17 protein-coding genes are annotated in these 21979 nt (G+C 44.1%); 2 read left to right on the forward strand and 15 right to left on the reverse strand.

The annotated features are described in order from the left end of the window. Positions 1-81 precede the first annotated feature (81 nt). The 7 genes from ACYQ21_RS00685 to ACYQ21_RS00715 form a co-directional block, all read right to left on the reverse strand. The gene (locus tag ACYQ21_RS00685; RefSeq protein ID WP_460054122.1) at positions 82-612 is read right to left on the reverse strand and encodes a hypothetical protein; all 531 of its coding nucleotides are present in this window, start codon (positions 610-612) and stop codon (positions 82-84) included. Between the two features lie 3 nt (positions 613-615). Beyond that, positions 616-1137 carry a hypothetical protein gene (locus tag ACYQ21_RS00690; RefSeq protein WP_460054124.1) on the reverse strand — a complete coding sequence of 174 codons (522 nt, stop codon included), beginning with the start codon at positions 1135-1137 and terminating at the stop codon, positions 616-618. A 59-nt stretch (positions 1138-1196) separates the two neighbouring features. Beyond that, positions 1197-1742 (reverse strand): hypothetical protein, encoded by a 546-nt coding sequence (locus ACYQ21_RS00695; RefSeq protein WP_460054126.1) that lies wholly within the window; start codon positions 1740-1742, stop codon positions 1197-1199. 18 nt (positions 1743-1760) lie between these two features. After that, entirely contained in the window at positions 1761-2357 is a 597-nt protein-coding gene (locus ACYQ21_RS00700; protein ID WP_460054128.1) for a hypothetical protein, read from the reverse strand. A 34-nt stretch (positions 2358-2391) separates the two neighbouring features. Beyond that, positions 2392-2964: a hypothetical protein gene (locus tag ACYQ21_RS00705; protein ID WP_460054131.1), complete on the reverse strand. Its 573-nt coding sequence runs from the start codon at positions 2962-2964 to the stop codon at positions 2392-2394. 133 nt (positions 2965-3097) lie between these two features. Next, positions 3098-3667, reverse strand: a complete 570-nt coding sequence (locus ACYQ21_RS00710) for a hypothetical protein (RefSeq protein WP_460054133.1) — start codon at positions 3665-3667, stop codon at positions 3098-3100. 216 nt (positions 3668-3883) lie between these two features. Continuing rightward, complete coding sequence (locus ACYQ21_RS00715; protein WP_460054135.1) at positions 3884-9601, reverse strand: beta strand repeat-containing protein; 5718 nt, start codon at positions 9599-9601, stop codon at positions 3884-3886. Positions 9602-9854: 253 nt separating this feature from the next. Between ACYQ21_RS00715 and pbp3 the strand changes: the two genes are divergently transcribed. Next, positions 9855-11171 (forward strand): D-alanyl-D-alanine carboxypeptidase PBP3, encoded by a 1317-nt coding sequence (gene pbp3, locus ACYQ21_RS00720; protein WP_460054137.1) that lies wholly within the window; start codon positions 9855-9857, stop codon positions 11169-11171. A gap of 60 nt (positions 11172-11231) precedes the next feature. Here the strand turns inward: pbp3 and ACYQ21_RS00725 are convergent, their stop codons facing one another. From ACYQ21_RS00725 to ACYQ21_RS00735, 3 genes are all read right to left on the reverse strand, one after another. After that, positions 11232-12188 carry an AEC family transporter gene (locus ACYQ21_RS00725; protein ID WP_460054139.1) on the reverse strand — a complete coding sequence of 319 codons (957 nt, stop codon included), beginning with the start codon at positions 12186-12188 and terminating at the stop codon, positions 11232-11234. Between the two features lie 80 nt (positions 12189-12268). Continuing rightward, on the reverse strand, positions 12269-13858 hold the full coding sequence (locus ACYQ21_RS00730; RefSeq protein WP_460054141.1) for an ABC transporter permease: 1590 nt from the start codon (positions 13856-13858) through the stop codon (positions 12269-12271). After that, entirely contained in the window at positions 13855-14748 is an 894-nt protein-coding gene (locus ACYQ21_RS00735) for an ABC transporter ATP-binding protein (RefSeq protein ID WP_460054143.1), read from the reverse strand. The genes ACYQ21_RS00730 and ACYQ21_RS00735 overlap by 4 nt, the downstream gene beginning before the upstream one ends. Before the next feature lie 109 nt (positions 14749-14857). Here ACYQ21_RS00735 and ACYQ21_RS00740 point away from each other — a divergent pair, with 109 nt between their 5' ends. Next, on the forward strand, positions 14858-15433 hold the full coding sequence (locus ACYQ21_RS00740; protein WP_460054145.1) for a TetR/AcrR family transcriptional regulator: 576 nt from the start codon (positions 14858-14860) through the stop codon (positions 15431-15433). A gap of 305 nt (positions 15434-15738) precedes the next feature. Here the strand turns inward: ACYQ21_RS00740 and ACYQ21_RS00745 are convergent, their stop codons facing one another. The 5 genes from ACYQ21_RS00745 to ACYQ21_RS00765 all read right to left on the reverse strand — a co-directional run bounded on the left by ACYQ21_RS00745 (position 15739) and on the right by ACYQ21_RS00765 (position 21976). Beyond that, entirely contained in the window at positions 15739-17181 is a 1443-nt protein-coding gene (locus ACYQ21_RS00745) for a 6-phospho-beta-glucosidase (protein ID WP_460054147.1), read from the reverse strand. An 88-nt stretch (positions 17182-17269) separates the two neighbouring features. Then, complete coding sequence (locus tag ACYQ21_RS00750) at positions 17270-18115, reverse strand: Cof-type HAD-IIB family hydrolase (RefSeq protein WP_460054148.1); 846 nt, start codon at positions 18113-18115, stop codon at positions 17270-17272. Next, positions 18108-19547 carry a glycoside hydrolase family 1 protein gene (locus tag ACYQ21_RS00755; protein ID WP_460054150.1) on the reverse strand — a complete coding sequence of 480 codons (1440 nt, stop codon included), beginning with the start codon at positions 19545-19547 and terminating at the stop codon, positions 18108-18110. Before ACYQ21_RS00755 ends, ACYQ21_RS00750 begins: the two co-directional genes overlap by 8 nt. A gap of 47 nt (positions 19548-19594) precedes the next feature. Then, entirely contained in the window at positions 19595-21031 is a 1437-nt protein-coding gene (locus tag ACYQ21_RS00760) for a glycoside hydrolase family 1 protein (RefSeq protein WP_460054151.1), read from the reverse strand. A gap of 87 nt (positions 21032-21118) precedes the next feature. Continuing rightward, positions 21119-21976 carry a histidine phosphatase family protein gene (locus ACYQ21_RS00765; RefSeq protein WP_460054153.1) on the reverse strand — a complete coding sequence of 286 codons (858 nt, stop codon included), beginning with the start codon at positions 21974-21976 and terminating at the stop codon, positions 21119-21121. Positions 21977-21979 lie beyond the last annotated feature (3 nt).

Genomic DNA, 21979 nt, shown 5'->3' on the forward strand with positions numbered 1-21979 from the left:
GTTCAATGCTCTTGTAGGGTAGGATCACCAAAAAATCCGACCACAAGTATGCGGTACAGATTTTTGAATTTATAAATTTTCTTAATCTGAGCGGTGGCGCTTACGACCTAAAACCAGCAAACTTAGCACGATTAATAAACCAAGTCCAAATAAGGTGACCCAAACACGGTCAGTATCAGACATTTTGGGCAGAGTTGATGTCGGCTCTTGTGTTAGTTCTGGCTGACCCGCTGTCTTTTGATAAGTCAGCGTAACCGTCCCATCGGTTCGGATTTTTGTCACCTGCAAAAGAGTCGCCTCAAGATGATAAGCCGGTATAACCGTTAAAAAGTCTAAATCGGCATTCGTCAACTGGGCATCCACCGGTAGAATTGTTAGGTCGCTGGCATAGGGTAATTCTATCGTCGTTTGATCCTTGTAAGTTTGATTGCCAACCTTAAAACTGCCACCCGTCATGACGATTTTAACCATCACTTTCTCCGGCACAATCGCTTCCATCGGGAGATTCGCAACATGTTCCACATCGCTTTCGTTCAGAGTATCCGCTGACACAAGCCCCGTAACTAGGAAAGTCGCCAAAATCAGCAGAAAACCGATGATTTTCTTTTTCATAGCTTACCCGCCTCCCTTAACAACTTTGGCAGTATAACCAATATTACCTTTAAAAGCACCACTCGTCGTGATTGTTTCCCAGTTGGGCGCTTGCACTACCGTCTGGTGCCTCGTTTTCCCTGTTGAAAAACTAGCGATAATCGCATTGTTACTAGTGATTTTACTATCATCAGCAGCACGTCGGTACTCTATATTTAAAGTTTCCTGCCCATTTGTGAGACCGACCAATCCATCAGGTGAGGCGTTAACCATAGCAAGTTGAATTTGCTCATTGTCTTGAAGTCTAGCATCCACCGTGACCTCCAAATACTGTTTCCCTGTTTCCAAGTGTTTAAAACTCAGCTTCTGGGGGATAGTCACAGTATAAGTAGACGGAACCGTCACTTCAAGCGGTACAGCAACTGCTTGATTATCCTGCGTTAAATCCTGTACATCAGCCAAACTCAACACAGGATGACTGAGCATTAACCCAAACATCATGATACAAGAGAAGATCTGACCTTGTTTATTTTTTATATTCAACAAAGATAGTCCCTCCTTTTCTACTGTTACAAATTTATACATCTATATTTGTGTATAAATGTTCAAGGCGTTCCAGAAACATAAGATACCGAAAAATCCAATGTCCCCTGATGTATTCCGGCAGTCGTCGCAGCGGCAAAACTATCAACAGTTACATAAACACCTGTACTCAAATCATTGTTAGCTACAATATCAATACCATTTTTTTCAAGAATCACCGCTTCTGTTCCACTAGTATAACTTGTTTTACTTGCGCCATAGGAAACGGTAAAAGGGATAGCAGACAGATTAGCTCCACCATTAAACAGCTTAGTGGCTTGAAGGGTGTTGGTACTCACGAGCTTAACGCTCAACACACCATCTGCTTCAAGTTGCGAAGTGCTAGAGATTGCGATATTATTCGCTGTGCCCTGCTCGCCTGTCGCTGTGAAATTGAAAGTTGCTGGAATTGTCACAACATAGGTTGGCGACACTGTCACGGTGACATCTGTTTTGCCATCATCAGTCCCCCAAGAACCTGTTGTATTCGTATCCGCCAAAGCCGGTGTCGTAAGTAGACTCACGCCTAAGACCAGACCAGCAAGGCTGATAAAATATTTTTTCTTCATAGTCATCTACCCTATTTTCTAATTTTGCGTAACTGCGAACGTAATCACACCAGTATGTGTCCCTGATACATCTGCAGTCGCAAGTTGTGCAGGCGTTACTGTCGCCTCAACCTGTGCTGAAATAGCCGCAGTCCCAATCATAGCATTTATAGCATCTTCTGGTGTTACTGCCGCAATCTGCGCACCTGTTTGTTCCAATAGAGTAACTGGTGAACCCGTCACATTCGTAATGACTGTAGCCACCCCAGTTGTTGCACCTGTTTGTGAGGTATATCTAACAGTAAACGGAATTGTTGAAGCATTGGTCGCATCTTTGGCTTCAAAATTTTGCACTGGTAGTGAAACCGTAATCTTACCCGTTGGTGCAATGACTGAATTACTATTGATAAAGACATTATTAGCTACACCTGTATAAGTACCAGCAGTCCCCACACTTAAACTACTGGGAATCACCACGGTATAAGCTGCACCTACTGTATAGTCGACAGTTGTTGCCCCATCTTCGCCTGTTCCCCAAGTACCATTTGTATTGGTATCAGCCAAAACCGGTACAGCCAATAAAGCACTTCCTAGCACCAGACCGACTAGCGCTTTGCGTAATGTTGAATTTTTCATATGCTTACTCCCCTATTTTAAGTTTTAAAATCTTTTATGATTTCACAACTGAGAATTGAATCGTACCAGTATGTTGTCCGGCAGTACTTGCTTCTGCGATTTGAGCTGCTGTCACTTTCGCTTGCACAGTCGCTGATAAGTCTGGAGCTCCTGCCGTTGTTTCAGTCATCTCCCCTACTACTGCAATCTGTGCACCTGTTTGCGTGAGAATTGATACAGCCGTTGAAAGCGTCGCTGCAGCCTCTACCGTTGGACTGGTCGTCGTTCCATTTTGAGCTGCATAAGAAACCGTAAATGGTATAGACGAAATCGTTTTCGTTGCCGTAAAAGTTTGTGGCGCTAAACTAACTGTAATCGTTTCAGTATCTGCGATTTGTGAATTCGTCTTGATAAAGACATTATTAGCAGTTCCAACAGCCGTATCAGGTACTGTAAGCGCAATACTATCTGGAATCACAACTGTATAAGTCGACGGTACCGTGTAAGTCACCTGTGTTGCGCCATCGTCATCCCAAGTGCCATTCGTGTCGGTATCTGCAAAAGTCGTGCTACTCAATAGCCCTGCCACTAGGATAAGGCCTAGACCTGTTACAATTTTCCGTTTCATCTACTTTCCTCCATGATTAAGATGTTGAGGCGACTGGTTTGAGACTATGAAAAATAGGAAAAGACGTAAACGAACAACGTTCGTGCGTACTTTTATCTTTTTTCCTAGTCTCAAGGAGCCGAAACTCAATTCATTAGTTTACAAGTAACTTCGTATTCACATCCATACCATTCATGGCGGTGTGAGATTTATCTAAACTCTTCGTGTGATTTTCAATCACAATCGGATACTCCCCTTTCTCAAAACCATGGGCTAGTGTCTGATCGTTGATAAATTTGCCCGGGGCAACATCTCCAGATTCATAGAGTACCTCTCCCTTAACACCCGTTTTCGGATCCACAAGTCGAATGACAAACTGGATATAACAGGGGTTGCCTTTTGGATTTTCTAGGGCGAGGTGCATGTCAGTGGCATTAGCCTTGAGCTGAATATCCGGATAACCTCTGATTTGGATACTCTCTTGTTTTCCGAGTGATGTGGCCGATTCTTTCTTGCTATCGCTTTGAGCACTGTCTAAATTCAGCGCATTTTGTATCGATTTGGGGAGACTTTGTGGGTGTTTCACTAAAAATGCGCTACACCCACCAATCAGTAAAACGAGTAACAGCAACAATGGTAGCAACCATCTTTTTTTCTTATGCTTCTTGTCTTCTGGCACGACTGATTCAATCAGCGTGTCTGTATTTTCAGAATTATTTTCCAATGCTTTTCCTTATTTGAACTTCTAGCTAACCTCTTAAAAATAGAGACTTACGACTATGTCGTACTGCTTTCAGTATCATCCTTTCTGAGATTTCACTTCGTGAAATCTTGAAACTCGACCTACGTTGGCGCTCCCGTCCAAGCGAGGGAAGTTGCGAACTTATGACCATGCCAATTTTTCTGTTGTCACGCAGCCATGTGATAAGTCAGTTATCCACTATTCACCTTCATTTGGCAACGTCAAATCAACGTTGAAGGTAATCGCACCTGTATAGTGACCAGATACTTGTGGGGAACCAGATACCGTGACTGTGAAGTTTTGACTAACTGGTGTCGCAACTGCCGATGCTGCTGTCAGAGATTGAACCAAACTACCTGCATTTAGTGCGGTTGAACTACTATCATTAAGCATTAGATTATAGCTCAGACTTGAACTTGCATTGGTCAAGATTGAACGATTATCACTTGCCACATTGAGATAGATGGTACTACCTTGTGGTATCGTGCGTTGACTCTTGCCACTATCCCAAGCACTGATTGTAACCTGATTGATACCCGGAGATGCAGCACCATCAGTATCAGCCCATGCCATAATAGCCGGAATCGTTACCGTATAAGTCGGTGCTTCATGCCCTTTCCAAGTCACAAGACGTGCCAAACTATTCGTGTTATCCAGATTAGCTTTGAAAATCGCAAACAAGCTTGACTGCGTTGCAAAGTTCGTCTGACTTATCGCATCTGTCACAACGACTGAGCTACCACCACTTATAAAGTCTGCAGTGCCAGTATTCATCTGGTGTGATTCCTGAGCCGTGTAGCCACTCCGTGAGAACATTGCGTCTGCAAAGGCTGTGGTATAAGGCTGTGGCGTCTCTTTCTTAAAGTAGAGACTACTTGCGTTTTCTCTTGCGTAACCTGTCGCACCGATTGAGTTATCGACAACGACTGCCGATTTGACTCGGACATTGTAGGCGGTCGGAAGCAGTAAGAGATTGACTTCTTCTGAGGCAAAAGCCGATGTATTGGCTGGCGTTCTGGCATAGAAAACACCCGAGAATAGACCTGTTTTAGAAACACCTGTACTACCATCATAAGTAGCGCCATCATTTCTGACCTCGATTGCGGATGTCATGTCCGTGCTACGAATCGCACCCGAACCATTATAGTAAACAGATTCTCCGTTAGGTGTCAAGACCGGTTTAGCTTCCCGACTATAGTTGAAAGTTGTTGGGAGACTGGCAGGATAATTGCCGTGCGCCAGCGTTGTTGCAGTCAAGGACAACGTTGGTGTCGCAGGGGTAGGGTGGCTAATAAAATCGGCTGTGATGCTAGAACCTGTCGCTCTGGTTTTACCACCAATCGTCACTCCATAAGCCGATGTGAAACTCAATGTTTCTTTGAAATAATCCACAAACTGGCCTTTATCAGTCGGTTCAGCTTCACGCGTCCAGAAAGTTTTAGTAACGGTATCACTCTGGGTATGGTTGGTGTCATCGACCACTCGGAATAGTACCGTATAAGTACTGGCTGGCTGAATTGCCATGCCATCACTCGTCTGCGTCAGACTGATTTGTTTTAGCGCCGAACCGGCACTTGGCGAATAGCTACCTGTCCCATCTCCCAGTGTTGATTTGACCCAATTAACCCCACCATTGGTTGAAACTTCTAAGGTTGAACTCGTCACTTCACTGTCTAGCACTATGTCGAAGTCCAAACTATTTTCAGTGACGGTATAGTTAAGCTTTTGACCATCAGACCCACTAGCAGACTGTGACCCTTGGGTCGCAATAATGGGTGCTGCCCACTTAGCTTTGATGATATTGATACGGATTTCTGAGGAGACATCGGTTGGCGTTTCCAAGACACCGCTAGCGTCAACTGTCGCACTATAAGCGAGATTAATCCGAGTGGTATAGAGCCCGACCGGCGCAGTATTGATATCACCTGTCGTGTTCGGTGTCGCTGAGCCTGTGCCCGAGTTGTCCGTCCGGAGCAGGCTAGGTGTCCAGTTACCAGTCCCATCGACATCGCCCAAGATAAGATTAAAGCGTGTATCGACCTCATCTGGTGCGATGGTGTTCGGGTTGACTAACGTTTTGAAATCGCCAATCCCTAACAGACCACCGCCATAGTTATCCGGTAGATTATCGCTACCTGTGAAGCCAAATAGCCCTTGGTTATCAAACTTCATCGTACCGTTATCATAGTCAACATCTAGATAGTAAGTACCACTACCTGTATTTTCTAGGGTCAATGGTTGCTTCAACGTCTCTGTTGGGAAAGTATTGCCAGCAGGTTGACTGCTACCGTCAGGGATAGCAGGGTAGGTCGTCGCCGTCTTAGCGCCTAGCTGACCATAGGGCACATCGCCGAAGTCAATACTGGACACGACAAGTGGGGTTGAATACTCAAGCAGTTTAGAGCGTGGGGCAGTTTGCGTTGCGGCAAAAGCAAAGTTGTAAATGTTGCCATCGGCATGGTTGGTATAAACTGTATTGCCACCACCATTGATGGTCGCAGGCAATCCGTTGGCGTTAAGAACAGCACCATTTTTCGTCATACCGCCGACCTGAATGGTCTGTGAGGCGTAATTGTTATCAAACGTCACATTAGTGCCAGACACGCCAACGCCAACGCCTTCACTATCCGCACGAACAGGTGCGGCTGGCCGTTCAATGATAGTCGTACTCGCAATACGACCCTTGAAAGCCGTGTCAACAATCGCATCACTGCGACTATAAAGGAGCATATCGGCATTCCCCGTCCAACCAAGGCTGGCAAGGGTACTCGTGCCACCAGTCGTAACAGCCGTACTCGTCGTAAAGTCATTATGACTGAGCAAAATATCTTTGCCACTGTTATTATCGACCATCTCATTCGGATAGTCGACTTTCACAGCTTCAGAAGACGTCCCCATGCTCAAAGCAGCTGGGCGTTGCGGCACGGGCAATGTCCGCTGAACACCAATCGTCCGAGTGGCATCCGCGATGTGTTTGGTATAGCTTAATGTCCCATCAGCGTTATAAGGGTTGATCGTATCATCTAGCGCTGCTGTCAGATTTATCGGCTGGGTATTTGACCCCTGAACAGTTGTCGTCGCACTACTGCCTAGATAGTAGTTGCCACCACTTTCTAGCCTGTAATCGACATTCCCTTGCGTATTATAACTGTCTGAGCCTGATTTCCCTGCCGTTAAGAGATTTTCATTGACATAATCAATGGCAAGTGTATCAGGTGCAGCCAAGGCTCGGATTGGTAAATCATAGTGGTCGCCAAACTGGAGGATAACATCATAGTCAGTCCCTGTCGGAATGGTAAAGGTCGCAGTCGAAAGACCACTGAGGTCAACTGAGCCATCTGCACCATTGGCATCGGCAAGTCCCGCTACCGTCCCCAGCGTCTTATCAAAAGCGATAGCTGTCGTATTCGCCGAGAAGGTCGTTCCGCCTCCTCGATAAGTCGCATCATAGGTAATCGTGACGGTATCCGTATCAGCATTATTCAAGACACGCGTGATTTCAGTCACACCTAGCGCCAGACAGCTCTCACTATTGGTAATCGTGACTGGCGTCGCAATCATAACGCGATCGCCAACGTCAAAACCTGATGGGATCACATCTCCCGTTTGGTAGAGCTCCGTTGGCGAGTAGGTCGCGTCCGCATAGTCAAAGTTAAAGAAAGACTGCGGTTTGGCAATCACGACATAAGGGGTTGTCCCATTGACCAGTGTCAGATTATCAAAGACGACTTCGCCCGTCGCGTCTGGTGTGACCCAGTCGCCAACAGCCGTGTCAGTGATGGGTTTGCCATTATTGTCTACTGCCAAGAGGGCATAGTAGTTACCGAGATTAGCCTGACGCACGCGCACCCGACCTTTGGTTTGGTTAGCGGTGTCTTTGTAAGTCCCAGCTAGGATATGACCGTCCACATCAGGTACGGTAATCGTCGTATCAACCCAAGCGTCTGTGTCGAGAACATCGAGCGGGGTAACATTCGAGTTAGTTTCAACTTGAATGGCACCTTGCGGTATCGCAATCACACGGTAAGTCCGACCAACGCCTAAGCCGGTAAAGGTAATGCTTGCATTTGTCGTCGTGAGCCAGTTATCGTCTGTGCCTATCGTTGGGTCAATCGTGGCATCGCTCGTGTACTGTTGCACATTCGTCAAGTACTGTGGATAGCCTTGGGACACATCAACAATCGCATAGGCATAGTCAGCTTTAGCAGTGTTGACTGTGATGGCATTATGACCTGCGTAGTCCTGAGATGTTGTAATATCTGGTTTTGCAATACGACTAAACTGAACATTATAAATCCCATTATCATTGGCATCATTTGTATTTGCGACAGATGAGAAGGCTTCTACTGTCGCCCCTTGCCCTTCTGGCACGGTATAGTAAAATTGTTTGCGATTAACGTTTGACTGCCCATCTTGTGCGAGGTTATCTCGTGAATAGAACTGGACAATGTTTTCACCGCCATAGGTAAAGGCTTTCTTGTGATTGGCATAGTCAGCTGTACTCGATGCAGCTACAATAGCCGTTTTATTACGGCTTGTATTCGTAGAGTTAGCTAAGTCAAATTGAAAGACTTGTTGGTTATCGCCTTTATAAAGTCCCAATAAAGCATATCTCGTCATATCGAAGAAATAGTCTGTACCGTAATGACTGCCTAGAATGCCCGGCTGCACAACTGGGTCGCCAGTCGCCGGCAAATTTTGTGCACCGGGATTTAAACCATAAGGATATTTACCGGCATTAATCGTCGCTAAATCTTTATTACCAACGAAGAGATTATTAGTATCACCAGCGATATTAAAGAAGTAAGTCCCTTGGTTATCATTCATGCCCTGAGGGCTACCGATACCCTGACTACCGTCCCAATAACGATTGGGAATATCTGAGGCGTAATCATCACTCGAAAACTTAGAGGGGGCGATCGTTGCTGCTAAGACATCCCCAGCACTTGCCGCATCACCAATACTATAATGTTCAAAATTGACATCATAGATAGCACCCGGTACAGTCGAAATATCTTGATAAACGGAAGATGACCCCACGCAGTTCGTATCCATCGTCCACCTATTACCTGTATAAGTTGACTGTTGATACTCCATTGAAACTGTTGGCTGAACACCATTACCATTCGTTCCGGGGTCTACTACCCACAAATCTCTATTAACTGTATTATTCCAGCCACTCGAAGTCCTTAGCCCTACCGTCGTATAAAATAGGGTTGAATCAAAGGCCCCAAAAGGAGAGGCATTTCTTGACGCCACAAAACTAAAACTATTAGGCCCATGATTAGTACTCGAATTAGGAAAAACAAACTCTGGTGCGATTTTAACATTGGCTGCCGCAGCTGGTTTGTCTAGCTTATCTTCATTTCTGATATCTAGTACCGCCCGCTGAGAGCGAACTGTGGTACTCGCACCACCTGTGGTTGTATTCGTGATTTCAACATAGGTGTAATATTTGCCAACGGTTGTCGGTGTCGTGGCGATGAGGATATTACTGGTTGAAGATTGTGTGCCAAATGTCCCTTGATGGTCAGTATTACCATCGCCTGTCCCTTGGTCGCCAAATTTAGCATTGCTCGCATCAGCACTGGTCGCATCATTCGTCCCGTCAAGGTATTCATCATACTTATTGATAAACCAAGCATAACGCAGTACTCCTCCGTCTGGACTGGCAGCGGTCACATATTCACGAAGCCCACGCTGATAAGTATCACTACTTTGGATATAACGACTCGTATGACCCATATCCTTTTGAATAACTGGCGCCGCTGCCGTACCCGTCACCGCCTCAATTTTGTCAGGACTGGTTAGGCTAGTTATGGGCAAATAATTGATGAGCAAGACAAGAACCATAAGACTTCGCAAAAGACGTCCTATGTCTTTTTTAGCCTCATGTTTATATTTTTCACCTATCATTTACCCCACCTCCTCTCATTTTTTATACAGCTGAAATAGTCTTCGCTCATTTGTACTGTATGGCTCATAACCCCCCCTTTTTCGCCCCAAATTTGATTACGCTTACATCTTATATGATTCTCACACCATTATTATACCACTCTTTTTTGTGAGAAGAAAACGATAAGTGGACTTTTTCTGGATAAATTGTAAGTTTCTGTTCATTTTCTTTTGGAGAGTTGAGAATATCTGAAATTTTGATATAATTTGACATATGAAGATGATGAAGAAAAAGAAAATAAAGCAATTATTAACACGTTTCACTCTCGGTTTAGCGTTACTCCTACCTGTGGTGCACGCCAGTCAGGTGCGGGCGGATGCACCTTATGACGCCCCCGCAAAGGCTGCCATCGCTATCGATCCTGACTCTGGCAAAATCCTCTATGCCAAGAATGCTGACGAACCTATGGGCATCGCCTCTACAACAAAACTCATCACAGCCTACATGACTCTAGATGCCATCAAAAAAGGGACACTCCATTGGGAGGATAAGGTCGAAATGAGCGAGTACGCCTACGCTCTGACTCTAGATCCGCAAGCATCCAATATCGCAGTCAAGGATCCGACTGAGGCGTTTTCAATTCAAGATTTGTTCAATGCCGCCATGATTCAGTCGGCAAATTCGGCAGCTATTACGCTGGCGGAAAAAATCGGTGGTTCTGAGCCGAAGTTTGTCGATATGATGAAGACTCAGTTAGCTTTCTGGGGAATTACAGATGCTAAACTGGTCAATGCCTCCGGGTTGAATAACAGCGTCCTCGGACAAAACATCTATCCCGGCTCGTCCGAAACAGATGAAAATATGCTGTCTGCCAAGGATTTGGCGATTATCTCTCAGCATTTGATTCGAGATTTTCCAGAAGTTTTAGAAGTTACCAAGCAAGGTACAGCGCTTTTTGATAAGGACGGTGCCTCTAAGCAGGTCATAGCGACCTACAACTATATGCTCATAGGACAGCCCGCAGTACGTACTGGTGTCGATGGTTTGAAGACTGGCACGACTGAGTTTGCCGGTGCTTGTTTCGTCGGCACGACTGTACAGAACAGTTTTCGGATTATCACAGTCGTCCTCAACGCAGATAATGCAGAGACAGATGACTATGCGCGCTTTACGGCGACTAATGATCTCATGAATGAAGTCTATGGCAATTGGCAAGCCAAGCCAATCGCCACCAAAGGTGTCAAGATGGAAAATCCCGATGCCCCGACCAAGCTGACCGTCAACGATGGCAAACAGAACAGTGTCAACGTTCTACCAGCAGATGATTTCACAACGGTCGTGCCGATGGGCGATAGCGACACAACAACGACCATCACCTTTAATAAAAAGCAGGAGGCGCCAGTAACGGCGCCAATTGAGAAAAATCAGAAACTGGTCAAAGTCAACTTTCAAATCAAAGATAAGCTCGGCTACCTACCGAGCTCTGACGGCAATACCTTCTACCTGACTGCGACCAAGTCTGTACCGCGCAGTAATGCTGTCAAGGTCATGTGGAACCACTTCGTTCGATTCGTGAATGACAAACTATAAACAAAAACGCCCTGAGTGTCGTGCTGACATCTAGGGCGTTTTTTGAGAATTAGTTAGCGCTTAAATCAACTGCATAACAGCCAGTAAAATCGGCACAACTGCCAGATAGGATAGCACAGTATAGCCTAGCGTCGCCGTCGCAAACTCCACATCCGCATGGTACATCCGAGCCAAAATCGGCACGGAGTTTTGAATCGGCATCGACGACTGAATGAAAAAGACCTTGACCATGATATCTGGCAACTGAATCACGCGCGTCAACAACACAATGATTAATGGCGAGATGATAAAACGCCCCATCAGCACACCAACAATGGTCTTGTTTAACTTGAGCGTCCGTAGCCCAAGGAAATAGACGGTAATGCCGATGATAAACATGGATAGAGGGGTGGTTAGACTACCGATGTAAGTTGAGAAATTGACGAGGGCGAGCGGTACTTTCACCCCTGTCAATAGCCAGCAAATCCCTACGATAAAACCTAGCATGGCTGGGTTGAGTACTTTTTTAAGACCGTCCATGGCACCAAATTTTTTGGGGATATCATCGAGCCCTGCAAAAGTTTGGGAATCTTGGGAAATCTGATAGACACCCCAAGTCCAGAAAAAGGTTGTGTTGGCGATATAATAGATAAGGACATAAGGCACGGCACGACTACCAAAAATAGCCATGTTTATCGGCAACCCGATAAATATGGTATTACTACAGGTAAACATGGTCGAAAAAGTCCCTCGGCGATGTGTGCCAACGTTTAAAAGTTGCGCTAGCACTTTCGATGCCAAATAGGCGAGTCCCATGGACAAAATCGGCACGATGATGCCGCCGATGAGTTGGAGGAATTCGGTGCGGGAGAATTTTTGCGTAATCGTGATGAACATCTCGAACGGCAGGGCGAGTCCGAGTACCATTTTCGAGAAAGTGTCAGCTGTGTGGCGGTCAAACCATTTTTTGTAGGATAGGAAGTATCCCACAAACATCATGGCGAATATCGCGAATATATTGAAATAGGCTTGTATCATGTTTCTATTGTAACATATCGTGAAATAATGACTTCAAAAATTTAAGGTAATGGCCTAATCATTTTCGGAACGCTCAGACTTTAGATATCTCGTTTTTGATATATCAAGCTGCTCATCCCCAGTAAAGCCAGAGTTAGCATCCCCATGGCACCCACGTATCGCCAGTCCATCTGGTCGACTGGCAACCTTGGCACCCAGTAAAAGGGGGTGAGTTGGTGAAAAATCTTGCCAAGTTTCATAAGGCTGCCGAGGTAGTCGATGATGAAACTTGCGATGAGATAGAGCCAAGCGAGGTCAAGGAGTTTGCGGTGAATGGCAATCAGAAATATGGCAAGACTGGCAAAGATGAAAAGAGTGGGCAGGTAGGCTGTGGTGGCAGTTAGAACAGTGACTAGCGATATCGGGTGGGCCATAACGACGGCGGATGCCAGATAAAGGCCTAAGCCACCGAGTTCTGCAACGATAATGCCGACTAGAACAGCGATGCCCCAAGTGCTCCAAAGTAATTTAATACGTGATGTTTTCAGCAAGAGCAAGTCCAACCGCCCCAGACGTTCATCTTTTGCCAAGCGACCAGTCAAACTAATGACTGGAACGGTGGCTAAGACGATTAGCACCATCAAAATCGTGCCCATGAATTGCTCTGCTAGATTAAATTTTGGATTTTCGACAAACATGGCTTTGAACGTCGCATTGGTCTTGACGAACTTATCAATATCACCAAAAATCGAGCCGTAGGTTGCGCCCATAATCAGTAGGCCGCTCCCCCAAATCATCAGCTGCCCTTGCGCATTTTTGGCAACGAATCCTAGTATGCTGCTGTAAAATCGACTGGCGCGGTATCGTTTTTCTTTCTCGCTGAAAATACTACCTGATAGGTCACGACGTTTCTGTAAATTCAGAGTGACGAGACTTAGGCACCCTACCAAAAGCAGCAGTGCTAGAAGATAAAAACCATGGTTCCCAACGGAAGGGCTGGTGAGATAGACCCAAGCGAGGGGGTTGAGCCGTGAGAGTGTGGAACTGGATAAATCGGTGAAGGCGCGGGCGATGTAGAGGGCGCCAAGGAGGCTAAAGGTCACGTTTCTTGCCGCGCTAGCTGTGGCAAATAGTTGCGCAATGAGCAAGGCTAGGACTGAAAAAAGTAGGCCACTCAAGGCTAGGGAAAAGCCATAGAGGGCATTAGCAGTCAGGTTAAAACCATCTGAGGTTTTAGTCACAAAGGTCAAGCCTGCTGTAATCAAGATACCGCTGGTCAGGTAAAAGCCAGTCATTTCTAATAAGACGGCGACTGGCTGGGTTAATTTGCCGACGGGAAAGCTGAGGATAAGCTCGCTCAAGCCCTCTTCTTCTTCCGCCCGTGTCCGAGAGAGGATGTGCAGGATGCCTACAATAATGAAAATCAGGGCTGTAAATAAGGTCATCTCTTGAAAATAGAAACTAGCCATGGTCACGGTTTGCGCTGTCGCCTCAGTCGGGCCAACTAAAGCAATCATGGCCGGATTTTTCAACGTTTCAAACATGGCTAACAGTTCAGACTTGGTGCTATAAATATCCTGCATCATCGGTGCATAAAAAATGGCAAAATAGACTAGACCAAGCAGGGTAACACTCAGTTTTTTCCAGTCTTTTTTGATTAAATTTCTGAAAATGAGCGCAAAATTTGTCATGCCTGCTCACCGCCTTCATACTTATCCATGAACAATTCATCAAGCGTCGGTTTTTGCGTGGCGATTTTGAGGATTTCTTGCGCAGCTAGATAGCTCATGACCGCCGCAACTCCTGCATCATCTAGTAAAAACGTCGCTGTCTTGCCTGAGATCTGAAGTTGACTCACGCTCGAAAAATCACCTAAGCCTGATAAGTCAGACTTTGTTGTCACCGACATCTTAGACTGGGTGATTGACTTCAACTCTTGCAAACTGCCCCGCTCGATAATTTCACCTTCTTTAATGATGACAATGGTATCAGCTAGTTTTTCAACTTCTGACAAGATGTGAGAGGAGAGTAAAATCGCCTTACCGGCTTGTTTCAAACGTTTGACTTCATTCTGGAAAACATTTTCCATAAGCGGATCAAGCCCACTCGTGGGTTCATCAAAGATATAGAGATCAGCCTCGGTCGCAAGGGCCGAAATCAAGGCGATTTTCTGTTTGTTCCCTTTAGAATAAGCCTTGGCTTTTTTGTTGACATCGAAATTAAAGGCTTTGATCAGCTCATCCTGTTTGTCAAGGTTGACATTTTTGCGAAGTTTGGCAAAAAGTGCTAAAATATCACCGCCTCGCATGTTATCCCAGACATTAGTTTCACTCGGGACATAGGCGATTTTTTCATGGATGGCATCCGCTGCAGTGAAGACATCCTGACCAAAAATCGTGACAGTGCCACTATCTCTTTTTAATAAACCGAGTAGCGTTCGGATGGTCGTAGACTTACCTGCACCATTTGGCCCCAAAAAACCAACGACTTCCCCAGCATTGACAGTAAAGGTAACATCTTTCAAAGCCTGAAACTTGCCAAAAGATTTCTTTAGATTTTCAATTTTAATAATTTCTGACATTTTGAACTCTCCTATGCTCCATAGTTCATATTTTACGCTTTTACTGTTAATTGTCAACTGATTTTGTACTCTCATTGACAAATGAGTTCAAAACTTCTATGATAAAACTATGAATGGCTATACCAAAAACAAATTAGATAAAATGGCGAAAATCGAGCAGGTGACTTTTGACCTGCTCAGTACTTTGCCGATTAAAAAGATTGCTGTGACTGATATTTCAAAAACTGCTGGCGTTTCCAAAGTCACGATTTTTAATTATTATGAGACTAAGCAAGCCTTGATTAAAAAAGTCATTTTTGATCATTTTCAAACGATTTATGACCAGTATGAGGCGATTATCCAGTCAGATTTATCTTTCGAGGCTGCCTATCGTCGCTTGACCCGGTTTGAGTTAGCTGAGATGCAAAAAAATTCAGGGATGCTCAATCAAAATATCATGACCCTCTATGCGTCTGATGCTAGTTTTTATGACCAACCCGCCCAAGAACAATCAGACAAACTCATGCTAGCCTTAATCAAAAAAGGACGTGAGGATAACTTTATCAATCCACGCTATGATGACGAAACAATCCTAAGTATCTGCCACATCTACAACGAAGGCATGAAAATCTTTAGCGATACCCCAGACAAACTCTTTGCCATGACCGATGATTTAACTGCGATTTTTTTGAATGGTTTAAGATAACGACTCAATTAGAGGTTGGGACAACAGTCCTCAGTCACCAAAAGAGAAAAGCAACTAGGCAATCAATTAAAATCTGCCAGTTTGCTTTTCTCTTTTTCATATTGTTTCTTAGAAATAATACGAGTCTGCCACAAAATCAACGTATTTTTACCAATTTCGTATTGTTTTGGCAAAACAATACCAATTTGGTATTTTTTCTTGCAACATGTTCATGCTACTTTACGATTTATCGAAAAATGATACAAGAAAACTCTTTTGACTGCATCAAAAAAGCCAACCGAGGTCGACTTTTCTATTATCATGATTTATTCTTTTTCCCAACTCGTATCATCACCATTACTTGCAATGACTTGCTTGTACCAGTTAAATGATTTCTTAGGTGTGCGTTTGAGTGTGCCATTGCCTTCATTATCACGGTCAACGTAGATGAAACCGTAGCGTTTTTTCATTTCGCCCGTCCCCGCAGACACAAGGTCAATACAGCCCCAAGAGGTGTAGCCAAGCATCTCAACACCATCAAGCTCAACAGCATCACGCATGGCATCTATGTGCTGCGCCATATAGTCAATGCGGTAATCATCTGCAACATAGCCAGTTTCATCAGGTGTGTCAACAGCGCCTAGACCATTTTCAACCACGAAAAGCGGTTTTTGGTAACGGTCATAGAGACTATTCAAGGTTGTTCGGAAGCCAAGCGGGTCAATCTGCCAGCCCCACTCGCTTGATTCGAGGTAAGGATTTTTGACAGAGTCGAAAATGTTGGATGCTGTGAATTCGACCTCATCATTATCAGGGCCGATAGACACGCGCGTTGCGTAGTAACTAAAGGAAATGAAATCAACTGTATTTTCTTTAAGGAATTCAAGATCTCCATCCTCAATCGGCAAGGTAATCCCTTTACGTTCCAAACGCTTCAAGAAATAACGTGGATATTCACCGCGCGATTGCACGTCAATCAAATAATACTCATCACGCGCATCTTCATAGGCTGCCCAAACATCTCCCGGACGGCATGAGTATGGATAGTAAACCGCTCCCGCCATCATACAACCGACTTGATTTTCAGGGTCAATCTCGTGGGCGATTTTAGTCGCGCTGGCACTGGCTAATAATTCATGGTGCGCCGCTGTATATTTGGCAAGGTCTTTGTCCTCGCCGTCCTCGAAAGTCAGACCAGCACCCATAAATGGTGCATGAAGAATCATATTGATTTCGTTGAATGTCAACCAATATTTGACTAGACCTTTATAACGTGTGAATAAAACACGAACGAGATTTTCATAGAAACCAACGAGCTTGCGATTTTTCCAACCACCATATTCTGTAATCAAATGAATCGGACAGTCAAAATGCGTGATGGTTACTAATGGTTCAATCCCATATTTATGACATGCTTTGAATAAATCTTCATAGAATTTCAGACCTGCTTCATTTGGCTCTTTTTCATCTCCTTTAGGGAAAATGCGTGACCAAGCGATTGACAGGCGATAGGTTTTAAAGCCCATTTCGCCGAACAATTTGATGTCCTCTTTGAAGTGATGATACATATCAATCGCTTCTTTTGCTGGGTAGAAATGCTCATCATCAAATGCCAGATGTTTCATTTCTCCTGTGATGATTGGAAAACGATCCTTGCCGAGTGGTACGACATCTACATTCGCCAGCCCACGGCCATCTGCATCGTAGCCACCTTCACATTGATTGGCGGCAGTTGCGCCACCCCATAAAAATCCTTTTGGAAAACCCATTTTTTATTTCTCCTTATATTATTTATTTTAATTGTTTATCATAGGCATGCCTATTTTCATACGACGCTGAGCGCTCGCTAACACCTTTTTATTTAAAATAATTATTTTTCTTGAAACTTTCAGCAATACCGTCGTGTGCAACGTCTAGCGTCACTTCATCGGCTGCTGCTTTTAGTTCGGCTGTACCATTGCCCATGGCAATATTGTAGCCACAGGCGCGAAACATAGCAAGGTCGTTATTGGCATCACCAAATGAAATGGCATCTGCTTTTGTCAAGCCTAGTTTTTTAAGCACAATTTCGATTGCTGTTTGTTTATCGTTGCCTTTGACTGCAATTTCACCACTTTCCTTGCCGAAAAATGGCACTGTCATCTGAAACATTTCAAACTGCTGACCAAATTTTTCGACAATCGTTTGATAGGCCACTTCCTGATTTATAAAGGAAATTTTATTAACATCAGAATAGTTAATTTCACGCCTAGCAAAACTATCAATCAAGTCATAAAACCATTGACTAGCCGTGACGATCTGCTCAATTTTCGTTTCATCGCCCTGACAATAATCTTGAATCGTTTTCTGGATGTTGGCTTTATAGTGCTTACTGCCAAACAAGCCACTATTTGACTCCAGATAATAGCCGATGTCATGCGCATCGAAAAAAGCAATGATTTCTCGAACAGCTTTTTCTGGCATGGTATGATGACGAAGGATGTCATCGCCATAGGAAATATAGCCACCACCTGCACCGATAATCCCATCAAAACCAATCGCCATAATCTCTGGCAAAATCTCAGGCTTGGAACGCCCTGTGCAGATAAAGGCTAGGTTGCCATCTGCTTGAAAACGATAAATCGCATCAATCGTCGCCTGTGTCGGTATACTCGAATCACCAACCAGTGTACCATCTACATCAAAAAAGGCAATTTTAGTCATTGGTTAAGTCCTCGCCATTGCTTGCGATAACTTTTTGATACCAGCTAAACGATTTTTTCGGCCGACGTTCGCCAGTGCCTTCAATCTTGTCATCAAGGTCAACATGGATAAAGCCATAGCGTTTGCTCATCTCGCCAGTTGAAGCTGACACCAAGTCAATACAGCCCCAAGGTGTATAGCCCATGAGGTCAATGCCATCTTCAATCGCTGCACCCATTGCTGTGATATGTTTCCCCAAATAATCAATTCGGTAATCATCATTAATTGACCCGTCTGATTCAACCGTATCATAGGCGCCTAAACCATTTTCAACAATAAAAAGTGGCACTTGATAACGACCATAAAGATCATTCAAGGCAAGGCGCAAGCCCGTTGGATCAATTTGCCACCCCCAGTCACTTGCCTCAAGAAATGGATTTTTGACTCCTCCCAGAATATTACCTTCAACCGTTTCGCTATCGTCTGATGTGATATTTTGCACGCCCGACATGTAGTAGCTAAAACCGATATAGTCCACAGGATAAGCCTTAAGCAATGCCAAATCTCCCTCAGCCATATCAAGAGGCTGCACACCGTTTTCCTTAAGCAAACGTGCTGTATAGACTGGGTATTCACCACGAACCTGCACATCCGCACAGAAATAATTAAAGGCTTGATTATACTGCATCGTTGCCAGTTGGTTAATCGGATTTGAATCAAAACTATACGTTGTTGCATAAATAATCATACAACCAATTTTCAAGTTGGGATTTAAGTCATGACCAATCTTAACGGCAAGTGCACTCGCAACAAATTGATGATGCCAAGCTTGGAAAACATTTTGCTTGTCAGAACCACCCGTTGCACCTACCATGCCTTGTGACAAGGCTGGAATTTCAAAGGCACTATTGATTTCATTAAAAGTCATCCAATAAGTCACTTTTTGATGAAAACGTGTCAAGACTACTCTAGCAAAATTTTCATAAAACTCGACCAATTTGCGATTTTTCCATCCACCATATACTTTAGCAAGGTGTAAAGGCATCTCATAATGGGAAATCGTAATCACTGGTTCAATGTCATATTTCAGACATTCATCAATCAACTTGTCATAAAACGCCAAACCTGCTTCATTCGGCTCTAGCTCATCTCCTTGTGGAAAAATCCGAGTCCAAGCAATTGAGAAACGATAACATTTGAAGCCCATTTCTGCAAACAAGGCAATATCTTCTTTATAGCGATGATAGTGGTCAATGCCTTTGTGATTGGGGTAGACATATTTTGATTCATCAATTGACCAATCAAAATCTTTCGATCCTAAAACGCCCCAGCGTATTTTACCGCCCGGCATGGCATCTGAAACAGACAAACCTTTGCCGTCTACATTATACGCCCCTTCTAATTGATTGGCAGCCGTTGCACCACCCCATAAAAATCCTTTTGGAAATGTCATATCTTTAACGCTCCTTTATTTGAATATCAAGCTCAGTTTTTACGCTACTAGAGTTTTTCTCCATTACTGGTAATCACTTCTTTATACCAATCGAATGATTTTTTCTTATAGCGTTTAAGGCTACCTGTACCATCATTGTTCATATCGACATAGATGAACCCGTAACGTTTTTTCATTTCGCCTGTGCCCGCTGATACAAGGTCAATCGGCCCCCACATGGTATAGCCAATCAGGTTTGCCCCTTTTTCAATGGCTGAATCCATGGCTTTAATATGATCCCGCATATAATCAATTCGGTAATCATCTACTATCGTTCCGTCCGCTTGCAACTCATCTGCAAAGCCTAGACCATTTTCAACAACCATCAGTGGCATATTATAACGGTCTTGCAGGTCAATCAAGGTGTATTCCAGACCAATCGGATCAACCTGCCAGCCCCACTCGCTGGCTTTGAGATAAGGATTGGCCTTGCCGCCCATGAGATTACCGCCGGTTTCATCGGCATTTTCATCTGTCGTGATACAAATCGTCATATAGTAAGAAAAAGTGTACATATCGACTGTGCCAGCTTTGAGAATTTCGGCGTCGCCAGCCTCAAAAACTGGGAAAATGTCTTTATTTTTCAGGTAAGTTGTCATGTAAGCTGGATAAACACCACGAGTTTGCACGTCACCGACAAACTTGGCAAATAAGAGGTCAAACTCTTTGCGCTTGAGGACATCTTCTGGTTTTGGTGTCAATGGATAGCTGGTAATATGACAAATCATACAGCCAATCATGAAGTCTGGATTAATGTTATGGCCTAATTCTACCACTTTTGCACTAGCAACTAAAGCATTGTGTAGGGCTTGGAAACGGACTTTTTCATTGGTTTTGGCACCATTTGGATAGATTGTTTCGTCGTTTGGATTCATACCTAGAACGGTCAGTTCGCCATGATCCATGGCACCAAAGTTCATTTCATTAAAGGTAATCCAGTATTTGACTTTAGATTTGTAGCGCATCATCACGGTTTCAGCATAGCGGACAAACAAATCAATCACGCGTCTGTCTGAAAAGCCATTATATTTTTCCACAATGCCCATTGGCAATTCAAAATGCGATAGGGTAATGAGTGGTGTCATGCCATTTTTGATGAGTTCATCAATGACATCATCGTAAAATGCCAAACCGGCTTCATTTGGTTCTGACTCATCGCCCATTGGAAAAATCCGTGACCATGAAATACTCATGCGGAAGATATTGAAGTTCATCTCACCAAAGAGTTTAATGTCCTCTTTGTAGTGATGATAAAAATCAATCGCTTTGTGGCTTGGATAGTAGACACCCTCTTCAACTGTTGGTGTGAAACGACGTTCACGTTTTACCCCACCGACTGTTTTTAAATCAGGAACAGAAAGCCCTTTACCACCTTGGTCATAGCCGCCTTCAAATTGATTGGCAGCCGTAGCACCGCCCCATAGAAAATCTTTTGGAAATGTCATATTACTCCTATCTTACATTTAATTTAATAGATTATTTACACTTACTTGTGCAAATAGTACGCCTAAGCGTACTATCTACTTGTCATATTATTGGCCTTTTTCGACATAGGTTAAGTCATTGACCGTTTCTACTTTGTATTGACCACTTTTATACGTGATTTTTGAAACACTCGCATTTTTGAGACCCGTAGCAGGAACTGGTGCTTTTTCATCAAGTGATGAGACCAGTGCCGCAATGGTCATACCGTGTGACGTCACAAGAATATTTTTCTGACCATTTTTTTGCGCATCTTTGACAATGTCATCTAGCGCTGATTTTGAACGCGCAATAACTGTTTGATAATCTTCTGCTTGCCAGCTGACATCTGCTGCTGGGACTTTATTTTTTTGAGCGAGTTCCTCAAGTTTAACCTTGTCTAGCTCATGCAAGGTATCGGCGAATCCTTTAATCGTTTTAACAAAACCATTTTCCGCCATCCCCGCTTGAAAAGCTTCAAGTGTCATGCCTTGTTTTTCGGCAATTGCTGTCCACATTTCTTCATTTGGCATCCCTTCATAAGTGCCAAAGTTAAACTCGCGCAACCGTTTATCCGTTTTCAAAGTTTTCAGCAAGTCTTCTTGACCGCTATTTTTAAGGGCAATATTGGCTGTTTCAACAGCACGACCACTGTCACTCGAATAAACGGCATCAAATGTCACTTTTTCGACTTTCAGGCCTTTACCGAGGGATTCTGCAATTTCAACACCAGCTGGTGTCAACGGTGCATCAATCCAACCCTGTGAGCGGTCAGTCGTGTTCAACATCGTCTTACCGTGTCGCGTCAAGTAAATCGTAACCTCAGCATTTTTATCAATTTCAGGCGCACTATTATCATACTTCTCACAACCTGCAAAAGTAAACAAGGCACCTAGCGCTACAACTGATTTCAAAAATTTATTTTTCATTTA

It is taken from the genome of Pseudolactococcus yaeyamensis (assembly GCF_054658615.1).

What these genes read in the sequence shown, in the direction of transcription:
- pbp3 (WP_460054137.1), top strand. Translation starts at nt 9,855, where the DNA reads ATGAAGATGATGAAGAAAAAGAAAATAAAGCAATTATTAACACGTTTC.
- ACYQ21_RS00750 (WP_460054148.1), bottom strand. Translation starts at nt 18,115, where the DNA reads ATGACTAAAATTGCCTTTTTTGATGTAGATGGTACACTGGTTGGTGAT.
- ACYQ21_RS00765 (WP_460054153.1), bottom strand. Translation starts at nt 21,976, where the DNA reads ATGAAAAATAAATTTTTGAAATCAGTTGTAGCGCTAGGTGCCTTGTTT.
- ACYQ21_RS00725 (WP_460054139.1), bottom strand. Translation starts at nt 12,188, where the DNA reads ATGATACAAGCCTATTTCAATATATTCGCGATATTCGCCATGATGTTT.
- ACYQ21_RS00740 (WP_460054145.1), top strand. Translation starts at nt 14,858, where the DNA reads ATGAATGGCTATACCAAAAACAAATTAGATAAAATGGCGAAAATCGAG.
- ACYQ21_RS00735 (WP_460054143.1), bottom strand. Translation starts at nt 14,748, where the DNA reads ATGTCAGAAATTATTAAAATTGAAAATCTAAAGAAATCTTTTGGCAAG.
- ACYQ21_RS00715 (WP_460054135.1), bottom strand. Translation starts at nt 9,601, where the DNA reads ATGATAGGTGAAAAATATAAACATGAGGCTAAAAAAGACATAGGACGT.
- ACYQ21_RS00755 (WP_460054150.1), bottom strand. Translation starts at nt 19,547, where the DNA reads ATGACATTTCCAAAAGGATTTTTATGGGGTGGTGCAACGGCTGCCAAT.
- ACYQ21_RS00685 (WP_460054122.1), bottom strand. Translation starts at nt 612, where the DNA reads ATGAAAAAGAAAATCATCGGTTTTCTGCTGATTTTGGCGACTTTCCTA.
- ACYQ21_RS00705 (WP_460054131.1), bottom strand. Translation starts at nt 2,964, where the DNA reads ATGAAACGGAAAATTGTAACAGGTCTAGGCCTTATCCTAGTGGCAGGG.
- ACYQ21_RS00695 (WP_460054126.1), bottom strand. Translation starts at nt 1,742, where the DNA reads ATGAAGAAAAAATATTTTATCAGCCTTGCTGGTCTGGTCTTAGGCGTG.
- ACYQ21_RS00700 (WP_460054128.1), bottom strand. Translation starts at nt 2,357, where the DNA reads ATGAAAAATTCAACATTACGCAAAGCGCTAGTCGGTCTGGTGCTAGGA.
- ACYQ21_RS00745 (WP_460054147.1), bottom strand. Translation starts at nt 17,181, where the DNA reads ATGGGTTTTCCAAAAGGATTTTTATGGGGTGGCGCAACTGCCGCCAAT.
- ACYQ21_RS00730 (WP_460054141.1), bottom strand. Translation starts at nt 13,858, where the DNA reads ATGACAAATTTTGCGCTCATTTTCAGAAATTTAATCAAAAAAGACTGG.
- ACYQ21_RS00760 (WP_460054151.1), bottom strand. Translation starts at nt 21,031, where the DNA reads ATGACATTTCCAAAAGATTTTCTATGGGGCGGTGCTACGGCTGCCAAT.